Consider the following 19,798-nt stretch of genomic DNA (forward strand, 5'->3'; position numbering starts at 1 on the left):
TCCAAGTTAACCCTCCGTAAGCTCGCGCGTGCGATAAGATCCGCGGGTGTTTGCAGAACGGGGAGCAGATGCGTTTCCACAAGGCGGAATCGGCTTTTTTCGTCTTTATCTTCGTGATCCTGGCCGCGGGCCTGGTGACGCTGCATGCCTATGGCCTTCTGCAATCGTTTGCTGGCGAGATCCGTACCGCTTCCGGGATCGATCAGATCATCTATCTCAACAAGCTGCTGTTCGCGACAGGCGTGCTTCTGGCGACGGCGCTGTTCTTCGGCGTTTTCTTCATCTATCCGCTGATCCGCAAGCAGGCGACGGAAGAGGGCAAGCTGCGCGCCATGACGGTTTCGCTCAGCGCGCGTTCCGAGACGCTGGAGCATGCGGCGCTGACCGACGGCCTGACCGGCATGCAGAACCGGCGCTATTTCGACGATGCGCTGAAGGAATATCTGGAAGAGTTCCGCCGCATCGAGAAGCCTGTCGGGCTGATGATCCTCGATCTCGACCACTTCAAGCAGGTCAACGACACCCATGGCCATGACGTCGGCGACGAGGTGCTTCGTGCGGTCGCCAACTGTCTCAAGGACATGACGCGCTATCATGACGTGGTGGCGCGGCTGGGTGGCGAAGAGTTCGCCGTAGTCACACCGAATATGGATGGCGAACTGCTGGCCAAGTTCGCCGAGCGCATCCGCAAGGCTGTCGCCAACATGTCGGTCCTTTCCGGCAATGTGCGCCTCAAGATCACCACCAGCGTCGGGCTTGCCGTGTGGGACCGCAAGGAAACAGCCGAAGAGTTCTATCGCCGCGCCGACCGCCAGCTCTACGAGGCAAAGAGGCAGGGACGCAACCGCGTCTGCGCCTGAAATCCCGAAGAAGAATTCATGAGGCCGGTTGCCTGACGCGGCTTTCTCGACTTCCGGTGCTCACGGACTAAAATGTCCGCTCAGCTCCGGTTTCTCGAAACCCACGCCATTCAATCCGGCCTGATGAATTCCCTTTCGGGATTTACCCAAGCTGGCCAGCGCAGCAGTGCTCGCCGACGCTTGCGTGGGTTCTCAGAACTGTCTTCGGATGGACCCAGTACGGGCTAGTCGTTTTGCGGCCGCAGGCCGAAGGTCGCGGGCTTGAGGCCGTAGCGCATGTCGAAATCGTCGTCCGGCTGAATGCGTGGGACCGGAGGCTTGCGGTATTCGGGGTCGCCGGCCTGCCGGCTCGAGTCCACGGCCTGGGCGAAGGCCAGTGCCTGCTGCGGCTTCGGCACGTTGCGCAACCTTTCGACGATGGCGGCCAGATCGACATCGTCGCCGATCTCGGACGGCACGGCCTGCTCACGCCTGGACGTGCCGGGGATCAGTTCCTCCGACAGCTTTTCGAATTTCAGCCGCATCGTCGTCGCCACGCCTTCGCCGAAGGCTATGGCTTCGCGCTGGCCCATGGATGAGAGGAAGGCAAGCGTCGAAGCCGAGGAGTCGGCAATCGCCGAGCGGATGATCGCCTGGTCCTGCTCGTTGGCGAGACGCATGGCAAAGAAGGTCGAGCACTGCGACAGGATGGTGGGATCGAGCTCGCCCGGGCGCTGCGTGACGACGCCTAGATAGCAACCATATTTGCGGCCTTCCTTGGCGATGCGCGACAGCGCGTGCCTGGTCGGCGCGAAGCCGAGCCTTGTGTCGGCTGGCATGTACCGGTGTGCTTCCTCGCACAGCAAAAGCAGGCGAAGCTTGCCTTCGCTCCACAGAGCGAGGTCGAAGGCCAGGCGCGCCAGCACCGAACAGACGGAGTTGACGACTTCCGAAGGCATGCCGGCCATCTCGAAGCAGGTCACCGGACGGCCGTGATGCGGCACGCGAAAGATATTGCCGATCGTCTCGTGGATCGTGTCCTCGATCAGTCGCGAATTGAACATGAAGCGGTAGCGCGGATCGGCGGCGGCGGACTCGATGCGTGTCTTCAGCGATCTGAGGATTGGCCGATCGTTCTTGCTTTCGAGCAAGCCCATGCGCTCGTCGATCTGCTTGATGAGGTCGACCATGCGATATGGCACCGGCGTGTCGGCGGTCAGCGCATCGGTGCCGCGCCGCACATAGGCGCCGGAATTGGGATTGCGGTAGAGGTTCTTGGCAGCGGGAATGAGGTCGCGCAGCACATCGACTTCCTCGGGTACCGTCTCGCGCCCGCGAAACAGCACTTCGGCGAATTCCTCGAGCTTGAACATCCAGAACGGCAGGTCCAGCGTCGTCGAATCGACCCGGACGCAATATTCGGGCAGCGAGGCAGCGAACTCGTTGTGCGGGTCGAGGATGAGGATGCGCAGGTCCGGACGGGCGGCGATCGATTTGCGCAGCAGCAGCGAGACGGCGGTCGACTTGCCGACGCCCGTGGTGCCGACGACCGCGAAATGCCGTGCCAGCGTGTCGTCGATGGCGATGTTGGCGTCGATCGCCTCGTCCTGCGACAGCGTGCCGATGGTGATCGAATGACGCCCCGCAAGATCGTAGACCGCCTGCAGGTCGCTGCTGCGGATACGGTGGGCAATGGCGCCGATATGCGGATAGGTGGTGATGCCGCGGTCGAAGACCGGACGGGCGCCCGGCTCCGCGCCATCGCGGACTTCGCCGATCAACTCGATCTTGACCTCGATCGGGTTCTGCCCCTCGCTGCTCCAGGCGCGATCCGACTTGCCGATCTCGTAGACCAGGCCGACGGTTCGCGCCGTGCCCAGATTGATGGAAATCATCTTGCCGACCGTCCACAGACCGGTAATCACGCCCTCGATGTCGTCGGCATAGGCGCTGATCGTGGCGCGCGCACCATCGCACTGCACGACGTTGCCGAGAACCCGCTTGTCATTCTGCTCCGCGTTGCGTCGCTCCTGCGATGTCGACTCTCCGACGGCGGCTTCGCGTTCAACAAACATGGACAGGCACTTCCCCATTTCCCCAAGCGGACCGACCCTACGGGAACGGGGTTAAGGTGGGGTGAGGTTGGATGGTGTAGGGGGCCTTAAGGCATTCGCGACAATTCGATAGGTCTCTCTTCTCACGGGGAAGGGAATTCGCTATATCGGATTTATGGATGATATAACGAACGATCTTTCTGCCACCATCGGCAAGCGTATACATGCCGAAAGAAGCATGCGCGACTGGTCACTGGCCCAGCTCGCGGACCGGTCCGGCGTGTCGAAAGCCATGCTCAGCACCATCGAGCGCGGCAAGACGAGCCCGACGGCCGCTCTTCTCGTGCGCATCGCCTCCGCCTTTGGCATGACACTCTCCACATTGATCGCTCGGGCCGAACTGCAGGGAGGCGGCTTGCTTCGCGAGCGGGACCAGCCGATATGGCGCGATCCGGCCACCGGCTATGTCCGGAGGCATGTCTCGCCGGCTTCGGACATGCCGCTGGAACTGATCAGGGTGCAACTGCCGGCCGGCGCCAAGGTCAATTTCCCCGCCGCTTCCTACGCCTTCATCAAGCAACAGATATGGCTGATCTCCGGGCAGCTTGAGTTCACCGAGGGCGACATCGAGCACAGGCTTGAGCCCGGCGATTGCTTGGCGCTCGGCGCGCCTTCGGATTGCAGCTTCCATGCCGTGGGACCGGACGCCGCCGATTATCTGGTGGCGCTGGTCAGGGGCTGAAATCATGGCAAGAAACCCGAAACGCTCCCACAATGGCGGGCCGCCGCTCGACGACTACAAGGGGCCGCCATGGGGCAAGGGTGACCCGTACATCTTCCTGGCCTGGCAGGCCGCGCACGCCAAGGCGTGGAAGCCGCCGAGCCGCGAAATCATGCTGTTGCGCATGGAAAAGGCCGAAAGGCTGGGCCTCACCTACGAGGAATACACGCTCGAGATCCTGGAACGGGGGCTGCATCTGCAGCCAAAGGACACGGATCGGATCGCCGCGATCAAGGCGGGACGAAAGCGAAGGCGAGCCAGCAGACTGGATTGACGGCTGCGGGCTTGGCGCATGATCGCGACAACCATTTCAATCAAGGGGACATCGTGCATGGGATCGATCGAGATCAAGGCTCTGACCGACGCGGCGGGCACGCGCAACATGCTGGCTGACATTCTGATCGAAACCGTCGCCGAAGGCGGGTCGGTCAGCTTCATGCACCCTTTGGCGCGGGGAGCCGCCGAGGCCTTCTGGGAAAAGTCCCTCGAGGCGGCGGCGAGAGGCGAGAGGCTGGTGCTGGGGGCATGGGACGGCGACGCCCTGGTGGGCACCGTGACATTGCTGCTCGACTTTCCCCCCAATCAGCCGCACCGGGCCGAAATCGCCAAGCTGATGACATCGGTCGCGCAACGGGGCAAGGGCGTGGCGACCAGCCTGATGCAGGCCGCGGAACGCTTCGCCATCGAGAAGGGCCGCAGTCTGCTGGTGCTCGACACGGCGGCAGAGGAAGGCGCTTCCGGCCTCTATGAAAAACTCGGCTTCACACTGACGGGTGAAATTCCCGATTATGCGCTGAAGCCGCATGGCGGGCTGACCGGTACGCTGATCTACTGGAAGCGCATCGGCCCGGCCTGACTCGATTTACGTCCTCACCGCGCCTGCATGAACAGACAGTAGCCATTGGCGGAACTCCTGTTCGGCGCGCGACAGTGGCGCCGCCGAAGGCCGGGTCAGGAAATGACCAAAACTGCTGGAGAGTTCGAAGTCGGACAAAGGCACGAGGGCCTTGCCGGCCAGTGCGGCATCGATCAAGGGGCGGGAGCCCAGCAGGATGCCGGCGCCGGCCTTCGCTGCCTCCATCGCGGCGACAAAGCTGTCGAAGCGATGCGAACGCCTGGCATGTCCCGCCAGTCTGGCGGCAGAGAACCATTCCGCCCACATCTCACGCGCGCCGGCGACCAGAAGGAGGGGCAGGGCAGTCCAGTCGGGCTCACCTGCCAGAGCAGGAGCAGCTACCGGCACGAGCCGCTCGACGGTCAACCTGTCGGCGTCGCGGCCGGGAAAGGAACCGTTGCCGAAGCGGATGTCGAGCACTGAACCCGGCTGGTCGTAATCGGTTGGCCTGTGGATCGTCACCATATCGAGCTGGATTTGCGGCAAAGCCTTGCCCAGATTGGGCAAGGCCGGAACCAGCGCCAGCAAGGCAAAGGAGATCGGCACCCGGATGGCGACGGTCTGGACGGCGCGCGGCTCGAACAGTTCCGTGGTGCTGTTGCCGATAGTGGCGAAGGCTGACTGGATGTGCGGCAGATAGGCGGCACCTTCGGGTGAAAGCGCCACGCCGCGCGCCAACCGCGAAAACAGGCGGGTTTTCAGCCGCTCCTCGAGAAACCGGATATGCTGGCTGACAGCCGCCTGTGTCAGGCCAAGCTCGCCCGCCGCGGCGGTGAAATTGGATAGCCTTGCCGCCGCCTCGAAACTGCGCAGCCAGTCAAGCGGAGGCAAGATCGCCAGCGTTTTATGAGCCATTAAAATTTCAGCCCCATTGGCCAAAAAATGATAATTTGAGTTATGCCTTGGGGCGCGTCACCATGCAATGGAAACCCGTGGACCGGACCATGGGTGCAAGGCACAGGACCTCATCCATGTTGACCCACGCTGATATTGGCGACGAAGGAAGAACAATCGAACTTGGCTGGGAGGATGGTGCACGCACCCGCTTCCATGCCATGTGGCTGCGCGACAATGCGCTGGACGACAAGACACGCAGCGCCGGCAATGGCCAGCGCCTGATCACCATCCTCGATATTCCCGCGGATACGCGCATCGGTGCTGCCTCGATCAAGAGCGGTGCGCTGGAGGTCAACTTCGCGCCGGAAGGCAAGACAGTCAGCTTTCCGGCGCAATGGCTGAGCGCCAATGCCTATGATCGCGGCGCGGCCCACCAACCGGGCTGGACCGGCGACGAGATCGAGCGCTGGACCAAGGCCACGATGCAGAATTCCGTACCGCGCGCGGGCTATGCCGCCGCCAGCCACGACCGCGACGTATTGCGCGGATGGCTGTCGGCGGTGCGGGCCTACGGCTTCGCGGTGATGGATGGCCTGCCCACCGAATCCGGAGCGCTCTGCAAGGTATCCGATCTGTTCGGCTATATCAGGGAGACCAACTATGGCCGCTGGTTCGAAGTGCGCGCCGAGGTCAATCCGAGCAATCTCGCCTATACCAATCTCGGCCTCCAGGCACATACGGACAACCCGTACCGCGACCCGGTGCCGACGCTGCAGATTCTGTCCTGCATCGAGAATACGGTGGATGGCGGCGAATCCAGCGTCGTCGATGGTTTTGCCGTCGCCGCTGCCTTGCAGGCCGAAAACCCAGAAGGCTTCCGGTTGCTCAGTTCATGCCTGGCGCGCTTTGAATATGCCGGCTCGTCGGGCGTGCGGCTGCGGTCGAAGCGTCCGATGATCGAACTCGGCCCGGATGGCGAATTGATTTGCATCCGCTTCAACAACCGTTCGCTTGCGCCGACGGTCGACGTGCCCTTTGCCGACATGGACGCCTACTACAAGGCCTATCGCCGGTTTGCCGAACTGATCGAGGATCCATCCTTCGAGGTGACGTTCAAGCTCGAGCCGGGCCAGGCCTTCATCGTCGACAACACCCGCGTCATGCATGCGCGCAAGGCGTTTTCCGGCACCGGAAAGCGCTGGCTGCAGGGCTGCTACGCCGACAAGGACGGCCTGCTCTCGACGCTGGCCGCGATCGAACACGGCTTCAAGGAGGCGGCGGAATGAGCAGACAGGATCTGAACGCGGGCAATATCGTCGAGTTCATCGCCGATATCTTCGAGAGGCGTGGTGCGGAATCCTATCTCGGCGAACCCGTCACCATGTCCGAGCACATGCTGCAGGGCGCGTGGCTGGCCGAACAGGACGGTGCGCCGGAAGAGCTTGTGGCGGCGGCGCTGCTGCATGACATCGGTCATTACACCAGCGAGTTCGGCACCTATTCGCCTGATGATGTCGAGGACAAGCACCATGACGAGGCCGGCGGCGAAGTGCTGGCGCCATTCTTTCCGCCAGTCATCGTCGAATGCGTCAGGCTGCATGTGTCGGCCAAGCGCTATCTCTGCGCCACCGATCCGACCTATTTCGGCAAGCTGTCCCAAGCATCCGTACACACGCTGTCGCTGCAGGGCGGCCCGATGCGTCCCGACGAGGTGGCCGAGTTCCGCAGGAATCCGTTCCACGAGGAAGCCGTGCGGGTCCGCATCTGGGACGAGGGTGGCAAGATCGCCGACATGAAGACGCGGACGTTTCGCGATTACGTGCCGCTGCTGGAACGAGTGGTGGCGCGCTTCGCGGCCGACAAGGCGGCCTAGACAATCCGCGACCTGCCACTGAGAGGAGACAGCCATGTGTTTCTGCTTTGACGGCGAAAGCGCGGTGATTGCCCACCGGCCGGATGGCTGCCGGGAGCGCTTGCCTGTGGCAAGCGATCCCGCTTTCCAGACAGATACCCCCAGCGGCAAGCATGCCGTCAGGGCGCCGTCTATTCGTTCGAGCCCGACAGCGTCAAAGACGAAGAGTGTGGCGCTGACGGCCTGAGCCATCGCGTTCGCTCAAGCCTTGTTGATTGAAAAATGGAAGCGCGGCGTGGGCCGCGCCTCCTTTCGTTGCCGATCGAGGGTTATCCCTTGTGGTGAACCTGCTGCAGCCCGTAGACCGGTGTCGGCAAGCCGACTTGTCGGGCTTTCAGTTGCAGCGACAGATACAGCGAATAGTGCCGCGACTGGTGGAGATTGCCGCCGTGGAACCACAGCGCTTCCTGTTGCGTCGGCTTCCACATGTTGCGCTGCTCGCCCTCCCACGGGCCGGGATCCTTGGTGGTGTTCGAGCCAAGACCCCAGACCTTGCCGACCTTGTCGGCCACGTCCTGCGAGATGAGGTCGGCGGCCCACCCGTTCATCGAGCCGTAGCCGGTTGCATAGATCACGAGATCGGCGGGCAGTTCCGTGCCGTCAACGAACTTGACGCCGGTCGGGGTCAATTCCTGGACGGCAGCTCCCGGACCGCTCTTGAGCTTGATCGAACCATCGATGACGAGGTCGCAGGCGCCGACATCGATATAGTAGCCCGAACCCCGGCGCAGATACTTCATGAAAAGGCCGGAGCCGTCATCGCCCCAGTCGAGCAGGAAGCCGGCCTTTTCCAGATCCTCGTAGAACTTCGCGTCGCGTTCCTTCATCTGCTGGTAAAGCGGGATCTGGAATTCATGCAGGATGCGGTAGGGCAGGGACGCGAAGATCAGGTCGGCCTTGCGCGTCGTCATGCCGTTCTCCACCGCCTGCTCCGAATAGAGCGCGCCCAGGCCGATATCCATCAACGTGTCGGACTTGACGATGTGGGTGGAGGAGCGCTGCACCATGGTGACGTCGGCGCCGCCTTCCCACAACGCCGCGCAGATGTCGTGAGCGGAGTTGTTGGAACCGATGACCACGACTTTCTTGCCACGGTATTTGTCGGGGCCAGGGTGGGTCGAGGAATGCTGCTGCTCGCCCTTGAAGATGTCCTGGCCCTTGTATTTCGGCCAGTTCGCCTTGCCGGACATGCCGGTGGCCAGCACCAGTTGCTTGGGCCTGAGGGTGATTTCCTTGCCGTCGCGCTCAACGACGACCGTCCATTCCCTTGTCTTCTCGTCGTATTTCGCGGATTTGGCTGTCGTGGACGACCAGTAATTCAGCTCCATCACCTTGGTGTACATTTCAAGCCAGTCGCCGATCTTGTCCTTCGGCGCGAAGACCGGCCAGTTCTTGGGGAAGTCGATGTACGGCAGATGGTCGTACCAGACCGGATCGTGCAGGCAGAGCGACTTGTAGCGCTTGCGCCAGGAATCACCGGGACGTTCGTTCTTCTCGATGATGATCGTCGGCACACCCAGCTGTTTCAGCCGCGCGCCAAGCGCGATGCCGCCTTGGCCTCCGCCGACGATCAAGACATAAGGCTGCCTTGTGTGACCGAGTTCGGCGATCTCGTCGTCGCGTTCTTCGCGCCACGACTTCCTGCCCTTGCCGTGGCCATGCTTTGCGCCGAGGGGACGGGTGAAGCCGGCCTTCTCCTCATGTCCCTTCAGCTCGGCCATCGTGGTCAGCAAGGTCCAGATCAGGTCGCCCTTGAAGCGCACCAGGCCAAAGCCCCGCGCCACCTTGGTCTCGAAGGTGATCCAGGCGGTTATGACGCCGTCCGCCTCGGTCGCGTCCTCGCCCTCGGCCACTTTCCAGTCGCTCGGTCCGGTTTCGCCAAGCGTCGCCTTCAGCATGTCGCGGACCTGCTCGTGGCCCTCCATCGTCTTCAGGTTCCAGGTAAACGTGACGAGGTCTCGCCAGTAGCAGTCGGCCTGGAAGAAGTTGACCGCCGTGTCGATGTCGCCGGTTTCAAGCGCCTTGCCGAACTTGTCGAGCAGCGCCTGCGCCTTCGTCGTGGGTGTTCTCTCAAGCATGCTTTATCCTCCGCTTGTCCGTTTTCATGGGCTGCTCCTCCAGGCTCCAGATGGGTACGTGGAGCAATCAGCAAACGGCATGCCAGTCATGACGCTATGGAAGAAATCGCAATATAATCAGTATGATAAGCGAAATCTCCTGTTGCGCCCCGTGGCGACGGTGTTGCGCGCGCCGTGGCGTGCCACAGTGGCGCAACACTAGTTCGGCGCCTCCAGCCGCAACCGTTTCATGCGGCGATGCACGGTCGTGCGATCGACGCCCAGGCGCCGCGCGGCCTCCGTGATGTTCCAGCCCGAAGACACCAAGGCATCCAAAAGCGCCGCGCGCTCATCCTCGGGTGAGGGAACGCGCAACGCAACCAGGCGGGTTGGCGGAGCCTGCGTCCCCGTGTGTGCCAATGCGAACTCGGGCAGATCGGCGGGTTGAATCATGTCGCCATCGCTAAGCGCTACCGCCAGATCGATGGCATTGGCGAGTTCGCGAATGTTACCCGGCCAGCGGTGACGGATGAGCGCCAGACGCGCCGCCGGCGATAGCCTTGCGGCCCGACCGGCCAAGCGCGCGCGCTGTTCGACCAGCCTGTCCAGCAGCCATTCGAAGTCGGTGCGCTCGCGCAGCGCCGGCAAGGTCAGCGCGGCCGCGTTCAGCCGGTAGAACAGATCCTCGCGGAAACGCCCTTCGGTGACGAGCTTGCGCAGATCATGATGCGAGGCGGAGATGATCTTGATGTCGACCTGTCGAGGCTGCGTGCCGCCAACCGGGATCAGTTCGCGCTCTGCGATCACCCTGAGCAGCCGCGATTGCAGAGGGTAGGGCATGTCGCCGATCTCATCGAGGAAAAGCGTGCCGCCATCGGCGCTCTCGATCAATCCCTTGCGCCCCTTGGCGGCCGCTCCGGTGAAGGCCCCCGCGGTGTGGCCGAACAGTTCGCTCTCGATCAGATGCTCGGGGATGGCGGCGCAATTGATGGCGACATACGGGCCTCCACGTTGCGAGCAGTCGTGGATCGCGCGGGCGAGATATTCCTTGCCGGAACCGGTCTCGCCGTGGATCAGGATCGGAATGGTGGTGCGCGCCAGTTTCGCGGCGCGCACTTGCATGGCTGCCATCGCCGGATCGCCGCCCGACAGTTCACTGATCGGCTTCGGCATCGCTTCGACGAAGGCGCGGCGTCCCATCGTCGGCTGCGGCTCTATGGCGTGCGCGAACAGGGCGCTGCCGCTGCGGCCGAACACCAGACGCTCCTCGGTCGGACGCCCGCGCGTCAGGCTCGGCAGATCGTCGATGCTCATATCAAGATAGCGTGAGATCGGCTGGCCGATAGGCGAGGGCGAACTCCTCCAGTCGACACCTCCTGCCTGCGCCAGCAGCAATGCCCCGCCGCGCGTCGTGCCGAGGACACGCCCCGAAGCGTCGAGGGCGATAGCTGCCTCGGGGTCGACGTCCAGAAACTCCGGCGAGCGGGAAAAGCGCAGCACCCATTCGGAGTGCATCTGCGCCATCAGATTGGCGAGCTCGATGCGCCGTGCGGAAGCCGTCACCAGATGCAACGCCAGGTTCTGGCTGACCTTCGGTTGCGGCGAACGCAGCAGCGAAATGTCCAGCACGGCAGCCAATTCGCCATTGGTGTCGAAGATCGGTGCCGCAGTGCAGGAAAGCGGCGTATGGGTGGTGTCGAAATGATCGGTCTGATGGATCGTCATCGCCTCGCCGGTGACGATGCAGGAGCCCACGCCGCAGGTTCCGGTGCGGCTCTCCGACCATTCGGAGCCAAGATAGAGGCCCGCCGTGCGCAACTGGTCCATGAAAAGCGGGTCGCCAAGGAAGTCGACGGTCACCCCCTTGGCGTTCGCCAGCAGCAGCACGTAGTTCTGGCCCGCCACCTGCTTGAACAGTGTTTCCAGGCCGCTGCGGGCAATGGCGATAAGCCGCTCGGATTGCTCGCGGTGTTCGCGCAATTGGGTGTCGGGCACGATATAGGCTTCAGTGGGCCGCGTCGGATCGAGCCGATGCGTATCGACACAGCGCAGCCAGGACTGCACCACGATATTGTCGCGGGCCGATCGCCCGCCGGACAGAACCTGTTCTATTTCGCGTATATGCTCTCGTTCGCCAGCCACGCGTCCTCCTCGCAGGCAAGGTCCTTTGCCGGGCATAGTGAGGCTTCGCGCGTGCCGGCTCAACTGTACTATGGTAGCGCGAAACGGAGCCGATCCCTTTGACCGCGCGAAATCGCATCACACCCCATTGACGAGCCCGCGATTCCGCCTTTATGGTTCGCCACCATGAAAAAGGCACTCATTCTCGTAGGAAGGCGCGTGGGCAAGGCGGTGTAACCGCCGGGCGAAAACCTCCCATGCGCAACACACAGGCTCCCTCGGGGGCCTTTTTTATTGCCCAAAACACGACTAAACGACCAGTAACACCCAAATGGCAACGCCCAAAGGGCGACAGTACGGGACCAGACCGATGAGCAACGGACAGAACGAGCGGCGCGAAATGACAGGCGCCGAAATGGTGGTGCAGGCGCTGAAGGATAATGGCGTCAAGCATGTTTTCGGCTATCCGGGCGGTGCCGTGCTTCCGATCTACGACGAGATCTTCCAGCAGGACGAGGTCGAGCATATCCTGGTCCGGCACGAGCAGGGCGCGGGTCACGCGGCCGAGGGCTATGCGCGCTCGACCGGCAAGGCCGGCGTCATGCTGGTGACTTCGGGTCCGGGCGCGACCAATGCGGTGACGCCGCTGCAGGACGCGCTGATGGATTCGATCCCCCTGGTCTGCCTGACCGGGCAGGTGCCGACATCGCTGATCGGCTCCGACGCCTTCCAGGAGTGCGACACGGTCGGCATCACGCGTCCCTGCACCAAGCACAACTGGCTGGTGAAGGATGTCAACGAGCTCGCCGCGACCATCCACGAGGCGTTCCATGTCGCGACCACCGGCCGTCCCGGCCCGGTGGTGGTCGATATTCCCAAGGATGTGCAGTTTGCCAAGGGATTCTACGTTCCGCCGCAGATCGCGCCGCGCACCAGCTACCAGCCGAAGGTCCAGGGCGACCTGGAGAAGGTCAAGGCCGCCGTCGAACTGATGGCGACGGCCAGGAAGCCGATCATCTATAGCGGCGGCGGTGTCATCAATTCCGGGCCGGAGGCCAGCCACCTGCTGCGCGAACTGGTCGATCTCACCGGTTTCCCGATCACCTCGACGCTGATGGGCCTGGGCGCCTATCCGGCATCGGGCAAGAACTGGCTGGGCATGCTCGGCATGCACGGCACCTATGAAGCCAACATGGCCATGCATGATTGCGACGTGATGATCTGCATCGGCGCGCGCTTCGACGACCGCATTACCGGGCGACTCAACGCGTTCTCGCCCAATTCGAAGAAGATCCATATCGACATCGATCCCTCGTCGATCAACAAGAACGTCCATACCGAAGTGCCGATCATCGGCGATGTCGGCCGGGTTCTGGAGGATATGGTGCGGCTGTGGCGGGCGAGCGCCAAGGCCGACAAGAAGGCGCTCTACCCCTGGTGGGAGCAGATCGCCAAGTGGCGTGCCCGGGATTCGCTCGCCTACAAGATGAACAACGACGTCATCATGCCGCAATATGCGATCGAGCGGCTGTACGAGCTGACCAAGGACATGGACACCTACATCACCACGGAGGTGGGCCAGCACCAGATGTGGGCGGCGCAGCACTATCACTTCGAGAAGCCGAACCGCTGGATGACGTCCGGTGGGCTGGGCACGATGGGCTATGGCCTGCCGGCGGCACTCGGCGTGCAGATCGCGCATCCGGACGCGCTGGTCATCGACATCGCCGGCGACGCTTCCGTGCAGATGACGATGCAGGAGATGAGTGCCGCCGTGCAGCACAACGCACCGATCAAGATCTTCATCCTGAACAACCAGTACATGGGCATGGTCAGGCAGTGGCAGCAGCTGCTGCACGGCAACCGGCTGTCGCATTCCTACACCGAGGCGATGCCCGATTTCGTCAAGCTGGCCGAGGCGTATGGCGGCCATGGCATTCGCTGCGAGAAGCCGGACGAGCTGGACGACGCCATCAAGGAGATGATCTCGGTCAGGAAGCCGGTGCTGTTCGACTGCCGCGTGGCGAACCTGGCCAACTGCTTCCCGATGATCCCGTCGGGCAAGGCGCATAACGAGATGCTCCTGCCGGACGAGGCGACCGACGAAGCGGTGGCCAACGCCATCGACGCCAAGGGCAGGGAACTGGTGTAACCACCAAGCCAGGGCAGGGCTTGTCGGAAGAAGCCGTGCGCAAACAGATAATTAGATCAAGAATTTGAAATCGAGATTCACGTCATGAACGCACAGCACCTTCAACCCACCGGCTCCGCCTACTTCATCGCCAAGGAAACGGAGAAGCCGGAGAAGCACACGCTTTCCGTGCTGGTCGACAACGAGCCAGGCGTGCTTGCCCGGGTCATCGGCCTGTTCTCCGGGCGCGGCTACAACATCGAGAGCCTGACCGTTTCCGAGACCGAGCACGAGAAGCATCTGTCGCGCATCACCATCGTGACGCGCGGCACGCCGCATGTTCTCGAGCAGATCAAGCACCAGCTCGAGCGCATCGTGCCGGTGCACCGCGTGGTCGATCTGACCGTGCGTTCGCACGAGTTCGGCCAGGAGCGGCCGCTGGAGCGGGAACTGGCGCTGGTGAAAGTCGCCGGCACCGGCGAGGCCCGCGTCGAGGCACTCCGGCTGGCCGACGCTTTTCGCGCTTCGGTCATCGACGCCAACACCGAGCACTTCATCTTCGAGATCACCGGCAAGGGCTCCAAGCTCGACCAGTTCATCGCCATCATGAAGCCGCTCGGCCTGGTCGAGATCTGCCGGACCGGCGTGGCGGCGATGAATCGCGGCCCGCAGGGAATGTAGCCGTCCGATCCACCACTTCGAATTGCAGACTGGTTCGGCTTTACCGCAGGCCTGGGTTTCGTGCATCGATGGTGAAGGGACAATAATGACTTATCTGGAACGAAGCTCATGTCCCCCGATGCGTTCCTTGCCCTGCTGGTTTATGCCTTCGTGACATCGATCACGCCGGGGCCGAACAATTTCATGCTTCTGGCTTCGGGCGTGAATTTCGGTTTCGTGAGAACCATTCCGCACATGCTGGGCATCGGTATCGGCTTTCTTGTGCTGCTGCTGGCGGTCGGCTTTGGCCTCGGCGCCGTGCTGACCGCGTTTCCGGCGCTGCATACCGGGCTCAAGATCGCCGGCGGTGTCTATTTGCTCTATCTGGCCTGGAAGATCGCCATGTCGCGCTCGCTAGGCGGCAAGGGCGAGGCCAAGGCGCAGCCGATGCGCTTCATCGATGCGGCCGCATTCCAGTGGGTCAATCCCAAGGCCTGGGTGATGGCGATCACCGCCATGGCTGTCTATACCAACCCGGACCGGCCATTTTTGTCCGTGCTGCTGATCTCTTTCGCGTTTGCGGTGGTCAACCTGCCGAGCGTGTCCACCTGGGCCGGATTCGGCACGGCATTGCGCGGCTTCCTGTCGGATCCGGTGCGGCTGAAATGGTTCAATATCGCCATGGGCGTGCTGCTGGCCGCGACGCTGTGGCCGATGCTGCGCTAGATCATCGTCCAGTCCGCCAAGCCCGGCAGCATCAGATATTGCTTTATCTTCTTGTTTCAAAATGCTATTTTGACAAAAAGGCAGCTTCCGTCATCCAACGGGTCACGCCTTCGGTCAGCAATCGCGGCCTCATGCACGATTATTGTGCAGCTATTGTGCACCGCACATTAAATCTTCGTAATGCCCGGTTTTGGCCCTTTTTCGCCTTCGCCGTGCGCTATCTATCAGGCCAAATCGCGGCAGAACGTTGTGATTTCAGCTATGGTATGACCACCGGAGAACGGCGTGTCGGACGGAGAGGGTCTTTTTACGATGCGTGGAAAAGTAGTGCTTGGGGTGATTGCGGTCGCCTGCGTCGCGGCAGGCGTTCTGTATTTTTCGCCGACGACAATGAGCAGTCTGCAGCGGATGCTGCCAAAGCAACTGCAATCCCAGCAGGCGGCGGCCACGGCAACTCCGGCCGCGCCAGCCGCAGCGGCGAACGGTGCCCACTCGACCTCGATCGTCTCAGCCACGGCTTCCACCGCCGATTTCCCGATCCGACGCTATGCCATCGGCTTCGTGTCTTCCCCCAATGTCGTCAGCATCAATCCACGCGTATCCAGCCAGGTCGTCGCGATCTCGGTCAAGGACGGGCAGATGGTCAAAGCCGGCAATCTCCTGTTCTCCCTGGACGATCGTGCGCTCAAGGCACAACTCGCCAAGGACCAGGCGACTCTCGCCAAGGACCAGGCGCTGCTCGCCAGCTCCAATTCCGACCTTCAGCGCGCCAAGGATCTGGTGGCCAAGCAGGCGGGCACGCAGCAAACCTATGATCAGGCCGTCGCGGCGCAGAAGGCGGCCGCGGCCACCGTCGACGCCGACAAGGCGACGATCGATGCCGACAATGTCCAACTCGGTTTCGCGACCATCTCGGCGCCGATCTCCGGCAAGCTCGGAGCGGTCAACATCTCGATCGGCGACCTCGTCAACACCAGCAACGGTAACAGCAGCACATCGACGCCGCTGGTGACCATCACCCAGATGGACCCGCTGCAGGTCAACTTCAATTTGCCCGAAAGCGATCTTGCGCTGCTGCACAAGGCGCTGGCGCAGCCGGTGGACGGAGCGGTGACCCTGACCAAGGATGGCGATCCGACCCCTATCGGCAAAGGAACGCTCGATTTCGTCGACTCCAGCGTCGACACGGCGTCCGGCACGATCGCGACGCGGGCAAGCCTGCCAAACCCGACTCTTTCGCTATGGCCGGGCCAATATGTCAATGTGACCGTCAACGCAGGCACCATGCCGCAGATGACCTCCATCCCCACGGTCGCGGTGCAGCCAAGCCAGAAGGGGCCATTCGTCTATGTGGTCAAGGCTGACAACACGGTGGAGATGCGGCCCGTCCAGGTGGCGCTGACCGAAGGCGACAACAGCGCCGTCAGCCAGGGGCTGAAGAGCGGCGAGCGTGTCGTCATCGAAGGCCAGACGAAGCTGAAGAATGGCTCGCCGGTTCATGAAGGCAAGGCGACTGCCGATGCCGGTGCCCAAGCCGCTCCGAAGGTTGCAGAGGCTGACAAGCCGGGCGAGGCGAAGCAATGATCTCCGAATTTTGCATACGCAGGCCTGTCGCCACGCTGCTGATGTCGTTCGCCCTCATCCTGGGCGGACTATTTGCCTACAAGTTCCTGCCGGTTGCCGCGCTTCCAAGCGCGGAATTCCCGGTGGTCAACGTGTCGGCTTCGCTGCCGGGCGCCTCGCCGGAAACCATGGCGACCTCGGTCGCGACGCCGCTGATCAAGCAGTTCGCAACCATCGCCGGCATCGATTCGATCTCGACCACCAACTCGCTCGGCACGACCTCGATCGCCATCCAGTTCGTGCTCAACCGCGATATCGATGCCGCCGCCGCCGACGTGCAGGCGGCGATCGCGCGAACGCAAGGCTCGCTGCCGCCGCAGATGACGGCACCGCCAAGCTATCGCAAGGTCAATCCGGCGGACGCGCCGATCCTGCTGATGTCGCTGGTCAGCGACTCGGTTCCGCTAACCGACCTCGACGCCTTCGCCGAAAATGTCATTTCGCCATCGCTGTCGACGATCGATGGCGTGGCCCAGGTCTCGATCTACGGCCAGCAGAAATATGCCGTGCGCATCCAGATCGATCCGACAGCGCTCGCAGCGCGCGGCATCTCGATCGACCAGTTGCAGACGGCCGTCGCCGCCGCCAACAGCAACACGCCGCTTGGTGTTCTGCAGAACAACAAGCAGCAGCTGACCATCACCGCCAACACCCAGCTGATGAACGCCGCCGACTTCTCCAACATCATCATCGCCACCAAGAACGGCCATCCGGTTCGGCTGGGCGAGGTGACGCGGGTGGTCGATTCCGTCCAGACCACGACGACGGCGAGCTGGTATGACGGCACGCGCGCAATCATCCTAGCCGTCCAGCGCCAGCCCGATGCCAACACGGTCGACGTGGTCGACCGCGTCAAGGCGATGCTGCCTTCCTTCCAGGACCAGATGCCGGCGGCCGCAAGCATCAAGCTGCTCAACGATCGCTCGACCTCGATCCGCCAAGCCGTTGACGACGTCCAGTTCACGCTGCTTTTGACCATCGCGCTGGTCATCATGGTGATTTTCGTGTTCCTGCGACGGGTCACGGCAACCATCATCCCGGCCGTGGCGGTGCCGATCTCGCTGATCGCGACGCTCGGCATCATGTTCCTGTTCGGCTTCTCCATCGACAACATCTCGCTGATGGGGCTCACGTTGGCCGTCGGCCTCGTTGTCGACGATGCCATCGTCATGCTGGAGAATATCTTCCGGCACATGGAGGAAGACGGGCTTTCGGCCATGGAGGCGTCGCTTAAGGGCGCACGCGAGATCGGCTTCACCATCATATCCATCTCGATCTCGCTGGTTGCGGTGTTCATTCCCGTCCTGCTCATGGGCGGCGTGATCGGCCGCATCTTCAACGAATTCGCCGTGGTGGTGACGGTTGCCATCCTCGCCTCGATGTTCGTGTCGCTGACACTGACGCCGATGCTGTGCTCGCGGCTTCTCTCCGTGTCTTCCGCCGAGCGGAAGGCAGCGCACGACCACGCGCAGAAGCAGAACTTCTTCGTTCGCGGCTACGATGTGCTGTTGAGCTTCTGCCTGCGTCACACCTTCCTGATTTTCCTGGTCTTCATCGGAACGGCAGCGGGTTCGGTATGGCTGATACAGGTGTCGCCGAAAGGCTTCTTCCCGCAGGAGGATATCGGCCAAGTTTCCGTGACGACGATCGCGCGCCAGGACATCTCGTTCGATGCGATGTCGAAGCTGCAGGGCCAGGTGGCCGACGTGTTCTCGCATTCGCCCTATGTCGATCATGTCGCATGGTCGGCGGGCAGCTCGAACAACGCCCTCAACCAGGGCCAGCTGTTCGTTCAGTTGAAGGCCAAGGACCAGCGGCCGAATATCGAGAAGGTGCTTTCGGATCTGAGAAGCCAGCTGGCCAAGGTGCCGGGCATCGAAACCTATATGCAGCCGGTTCAGAACCTGCGGCTTGGATCCCGTTCCTCGGCGAGCGCTTATCAGCTCGTGGTGCAGGGCCTCGACACCGGCCAGACCGACATCTGGGCGCAGAAGCTCTCCGACGAAATGGCCGCCGACCACACCCACTTCACCGACGTGACAAACGACCTGCAGAACAACGCGCTGCAGGCGACGCTGGTGATCGACCGCGACAAGGCGGCAAACCTCGGAATCGGTACCGATACACTGCGTTCCAGCCTGTATGGCGGCTTCGGCACGGAGCAGGTGTCGACGATCTTCGGATCCGCCGACAGCTACGAAGTGGTGATGGAACTCGATCCGAGGATCCCCTGGTCGCCCGAGAGGATGCTTGCCATCCAGGTGCGAACGGCGAGCGGCAGCCTCGTGCCGCTGGGCGCCTTCGCACAGGTTCAGCGGACCGCCGGCGCGCTCACCGTCAACCAGCTCGGTCAGCTTCCCGCCGTCACGGTCTCCTACAACCTGCCGCAAGGCGTCGCGCTGGGCGACAGCGTGACGGCAATCAACGCGCTGAAGGAGAAGATCGGATTGCCCAAGGCGATCACGACGACCTTTGCGGGCACGGCAAAGACGTTCCAGGATTCGCTCGCCAACCAAGGCGTGCTGATCGGCGGCGCCGTCCTGACGATCTATATCGTGCTGGGCATTCTCTACGAGAGCTTTATCCACCCGCTGACCATCCTGAGCGGCCTGCCGTCGGCGGTGCTGGGGGCGCTGATCGCCCTGCGGCTGGCCGGTATGGATGTCTCCGTGATCGCGATCATCGGTGTCCTGATGCTGATCGGCATCGTCAAGAAGAACGGCATCATGATGATCGACGTCGCGCTCGAACTGCGACGAGAGGGCATGACGGCGACCGAGTCGATCCACAAAGCCTGCCTCATGCGGTTTCGTCCGATCATGATGACGACGCTTGCCGCGCTGATGGGCACCATCCCGATCGCGCTCGGCACCGGCGCCAGCGCGGAGCTGCGCCAGCCGCTCGGTGTCGCGGTGGTTGGCGGCCTTGTCGTGTCGCAGGCGCTGACGCTGTTCGTGACACCCGTCATCTACGTCTACATGGAGAATTTCTCCGGTTGGCTGCTCGGACTTTTGCCGAAGCGCAAGAGCGAACTGCATCTGGTCGAGAAAGACGACCAGGGTTCGCTGTTCGAAGGCGAAGACGAGCTGCAGGGTGCGCAGAAGGCCGCCGCCGAATAGCGGCAGCGAAGACGAAGAGACATTGCTGGCCCAAGGCGTGATC

General features: G+C 62.5%; 15 protein-coding genes. 11 read left to right on the forward strand and 4 right to left on the reverse strand.

Translation table 11 applies throughout. The annotated features are described in order from the left end of the window. Positions 1–68: 68 nt before the first annotated feature. Positions 69–860 carry a GGDEF domain-containing protein gene (locus tag ACO07C_RS01225; RefSeq protein WP_421912416.1) on the forward strand — a complete coding sequence of 264 codons (792 nt, stop codon included), beginning with the start codon at positions 69–71 and terminating at the stop codon, positions 858–860. Between the two features lie 224 nt (positions 861–1,084). Here ACO07C_RS01225 and ACO07C_RS01230 read toward each other — a convergent pair whose 3' ends face one another. After that, the gene (locus ACO07C_RS01230) at positions 1,085–2,914 is read right to left on the reverse strand and encodes an ATP-binding protein (protein WP_421912417.1); all 1,830 of its coding nucleotides are present in this window, start codon (positions 2,912–2,914) and stop codon (positions 1,085–1,087) included. Between the two features lie 154 nt (positions 2,915–3,068). Here ACO07C_RS01230 and ACO07C_RS01235 point away from each other — a divergent pair, with 154 nt between their 5' ends. From ACO07C_RS01235 to ACO07C_RS01245, 3 genes are read left to right on the forward strand one after another with little or no spacing between them, the layout of a single operon-like run. Then, positions 3,069–3,635, forward strand: coding sequence for a helix-turn-helix domain-containing protein (locus ACO07C_RS01235; protein ID WP_421912418.1), 567 nt, complete (start codon positions 3,069–3,071; stop codon positions 3,633–3,635). 4 nt (positions 3,636–3,639) lie between these two features. Continuing rightward, the gene (locus ACO07C_RS01240) at positions 3,640–3,948 is read left to right on the forward strand and encodes a hypothetical protein (RefSeq protein ID WP_421912419.1); all 309 of its coding nucleotides are present in this window, start codon (positions 3,640–3,642) and stop codon (positions 3,946–3,948) included. A 57-nt stretch (positions 3,949–4,005) separates the two neighbouring features. Beyond that, the gene (locus ACO07C_RS01245; protein WP_421912420.1) at positions 4,006–4,530 is read left to right on the forward strand and encodes a GNAT family N-acetyltransferase; all 525 of its coding nucleotides are present in this window, start codon (positions 4,006–4,008) and stop codon (positions 4,528–4,530) included. A gap of 6 nt (positions 4,531–4,536) precedes the next feature. Here the strand turns inward: ACO07C_RS01245 and ACO07C_RS01250 are convergent, their stop codons facing one another. After that, positions 4,537–5,424 (reverse strand): LysR family transcriptional regulator, encoded by an 888-nt coding sequence (locus ACO07C_RS01250; protein WP_421912421.1) that lies wholly within the window; start codon positions 5,422–5,424, stop codon positions 4,537–4,539. A 116-nt stretch (positions 5,425–5,540) separates the two neighbouring features. On the opposite strand from ACO07C_RS01250, the gene tmpA reads away from it, so the two are divergent. Together tmpA and tmpB are read left to right on the forward strand one after the other, a co-directional pair. Next, the gene (gene tmpA / locus ACO07C_RS01255; RefSeq protein WP_421912422.1) at positions 5,541–6,692 is read left to right on the forward strand and encodes a 2-trimethylaminoethylphosphonate dioxygenase; all 1,152 of its coding nucleotides are present in this window, start codon (positions 5,541–5,543) and stop codon (positions 6,690–6,692) included. Beyond that, on the forward strand, positions 6,689–7,279 hold the full coding sequence (gene tmpB, locus ACO07C_RS01260; RefSeq protein WP_421912423.1) for a (R)-1-hydroxy-2-trimethylaminoethylphosphonate oxygenase: 591 nt from the start codon (positions 6,689–6,691) through the stop codon (positions 7,277–7,279). Before tmpA ends, tmpB begins: the two co-directional genes overlap by 4 nt. Positions 7,280–7,587: 308 nt before the next feature. Here tmpB and ACO07C_RS01265 read toward each other — a convergent pair whose 3' ends face one another. Beyond that, positions 7,588–9,396, reverse strand: coding sequence for an NAD(P)/FAD-dependent oxidoreductase (locus tag ACO07C_RS01265; RefSeq protein WP_421912424.1), 1,809 nt, complete (start codon positions 9,394–9,396; stop codon positions 7,588–7,590). 198 nt (positions 9,397–9,594) lie between these two features. Continuing rightward, positions 9,595–11,517, reverse strand: coding sequence for a sigma-54-dependent Fis family transcriptional regulator (locus ACO07C_RS01270; RefSeq protein WP_421912425.1), 1,923 nt, complete (start codon positions 11,515–11,517; stop codon positions 9,595–9,597). A gap of 349 nt (positions 11,518–11,866) precedes the next feature. Here ACO07C_RS01270 and ACO07C_RS01275 point away from each other — a divergent pair, with 349 nt between their 5' ends. The 5 genes from ACO07C_RS01275 to ACO07C_RS01295 all read left to right on the forward strand — a co-directional run bounded on the left by ACO07C_RS01275 (position 11,867) and on the right by ACO07C_RS01295 (position 19,755). Further along, positions 11,867–13,648 (forward strand): acetolactate synthase 3 large subunit, encoded by a 1,782-nt coding sequence (locus ACO07C_RS01275; protein ID WP_421912426.1) that lies wholly within the window; start codon positions 11,867–11,869, stop codon positions 13,646–13,648. 84 nt (positions 13,649–13,732) lie between these two features. Beyond that, positions 13,733–14,308: an acetolactate synthase small subunit gene (gene ilvN / locus ACO07C_RS01280; protein ID WP_421912427.1), complete on the forward strand. Its 576-nt coding sequence runs from the start codon at positions 13,733–13,735 to the stop codon at positions 14,306–14,308. A 108-nt stretch (positions 14,309–14,416) separates the two neighbouring features. Next, the gene (locus tag ACO07C_RS01285; RefSeq protein WP_421912428.1) at positions 14,417–15,013 is read left to right on the forward strand and encodes a LysE family translocator; all 597 of its coding nucleotides are present in this window, start codon (positions 14,417–14,419) and stop codon (positions 15,011–15,013) included. Positions 15,014–15,325: 312 nt separating this feature from the next. Then, entirely contained in the window at positions 15,326–16,597 is a 1,272-nt protein-coding gene (locus tag ACO07C_RS01290; protein ID WP_421912429.1) for an efflux RND transporter periplasmic adaptor subunit, read from the forward strand. Then, positions 16,594–19,755, forward strand: coding sequence for an efflux RND transporter permease subunit (locus ACO07C_RS01295; RefSeq protein ID WP_421912430.1), 3,162 nt, complete (start codon positions 16,594–16,596; stop codon positions 19,753–19,755). Before ACO07C_RS01290 ends, ACO07C_RS01295 begins: the two co-directional genes overlap by 4 nt. Positions 19,756–19,798: the final 43 nt, after the last annotated feature.

This window comes from Mesorhizobium sp. (assembly GCF_965229135.1).
GTDB lineage: Bacteria > Pseudomonadota > Alphaproteobacteria > Rhizobiales > Rhizobiaceae > Mesorhizobium.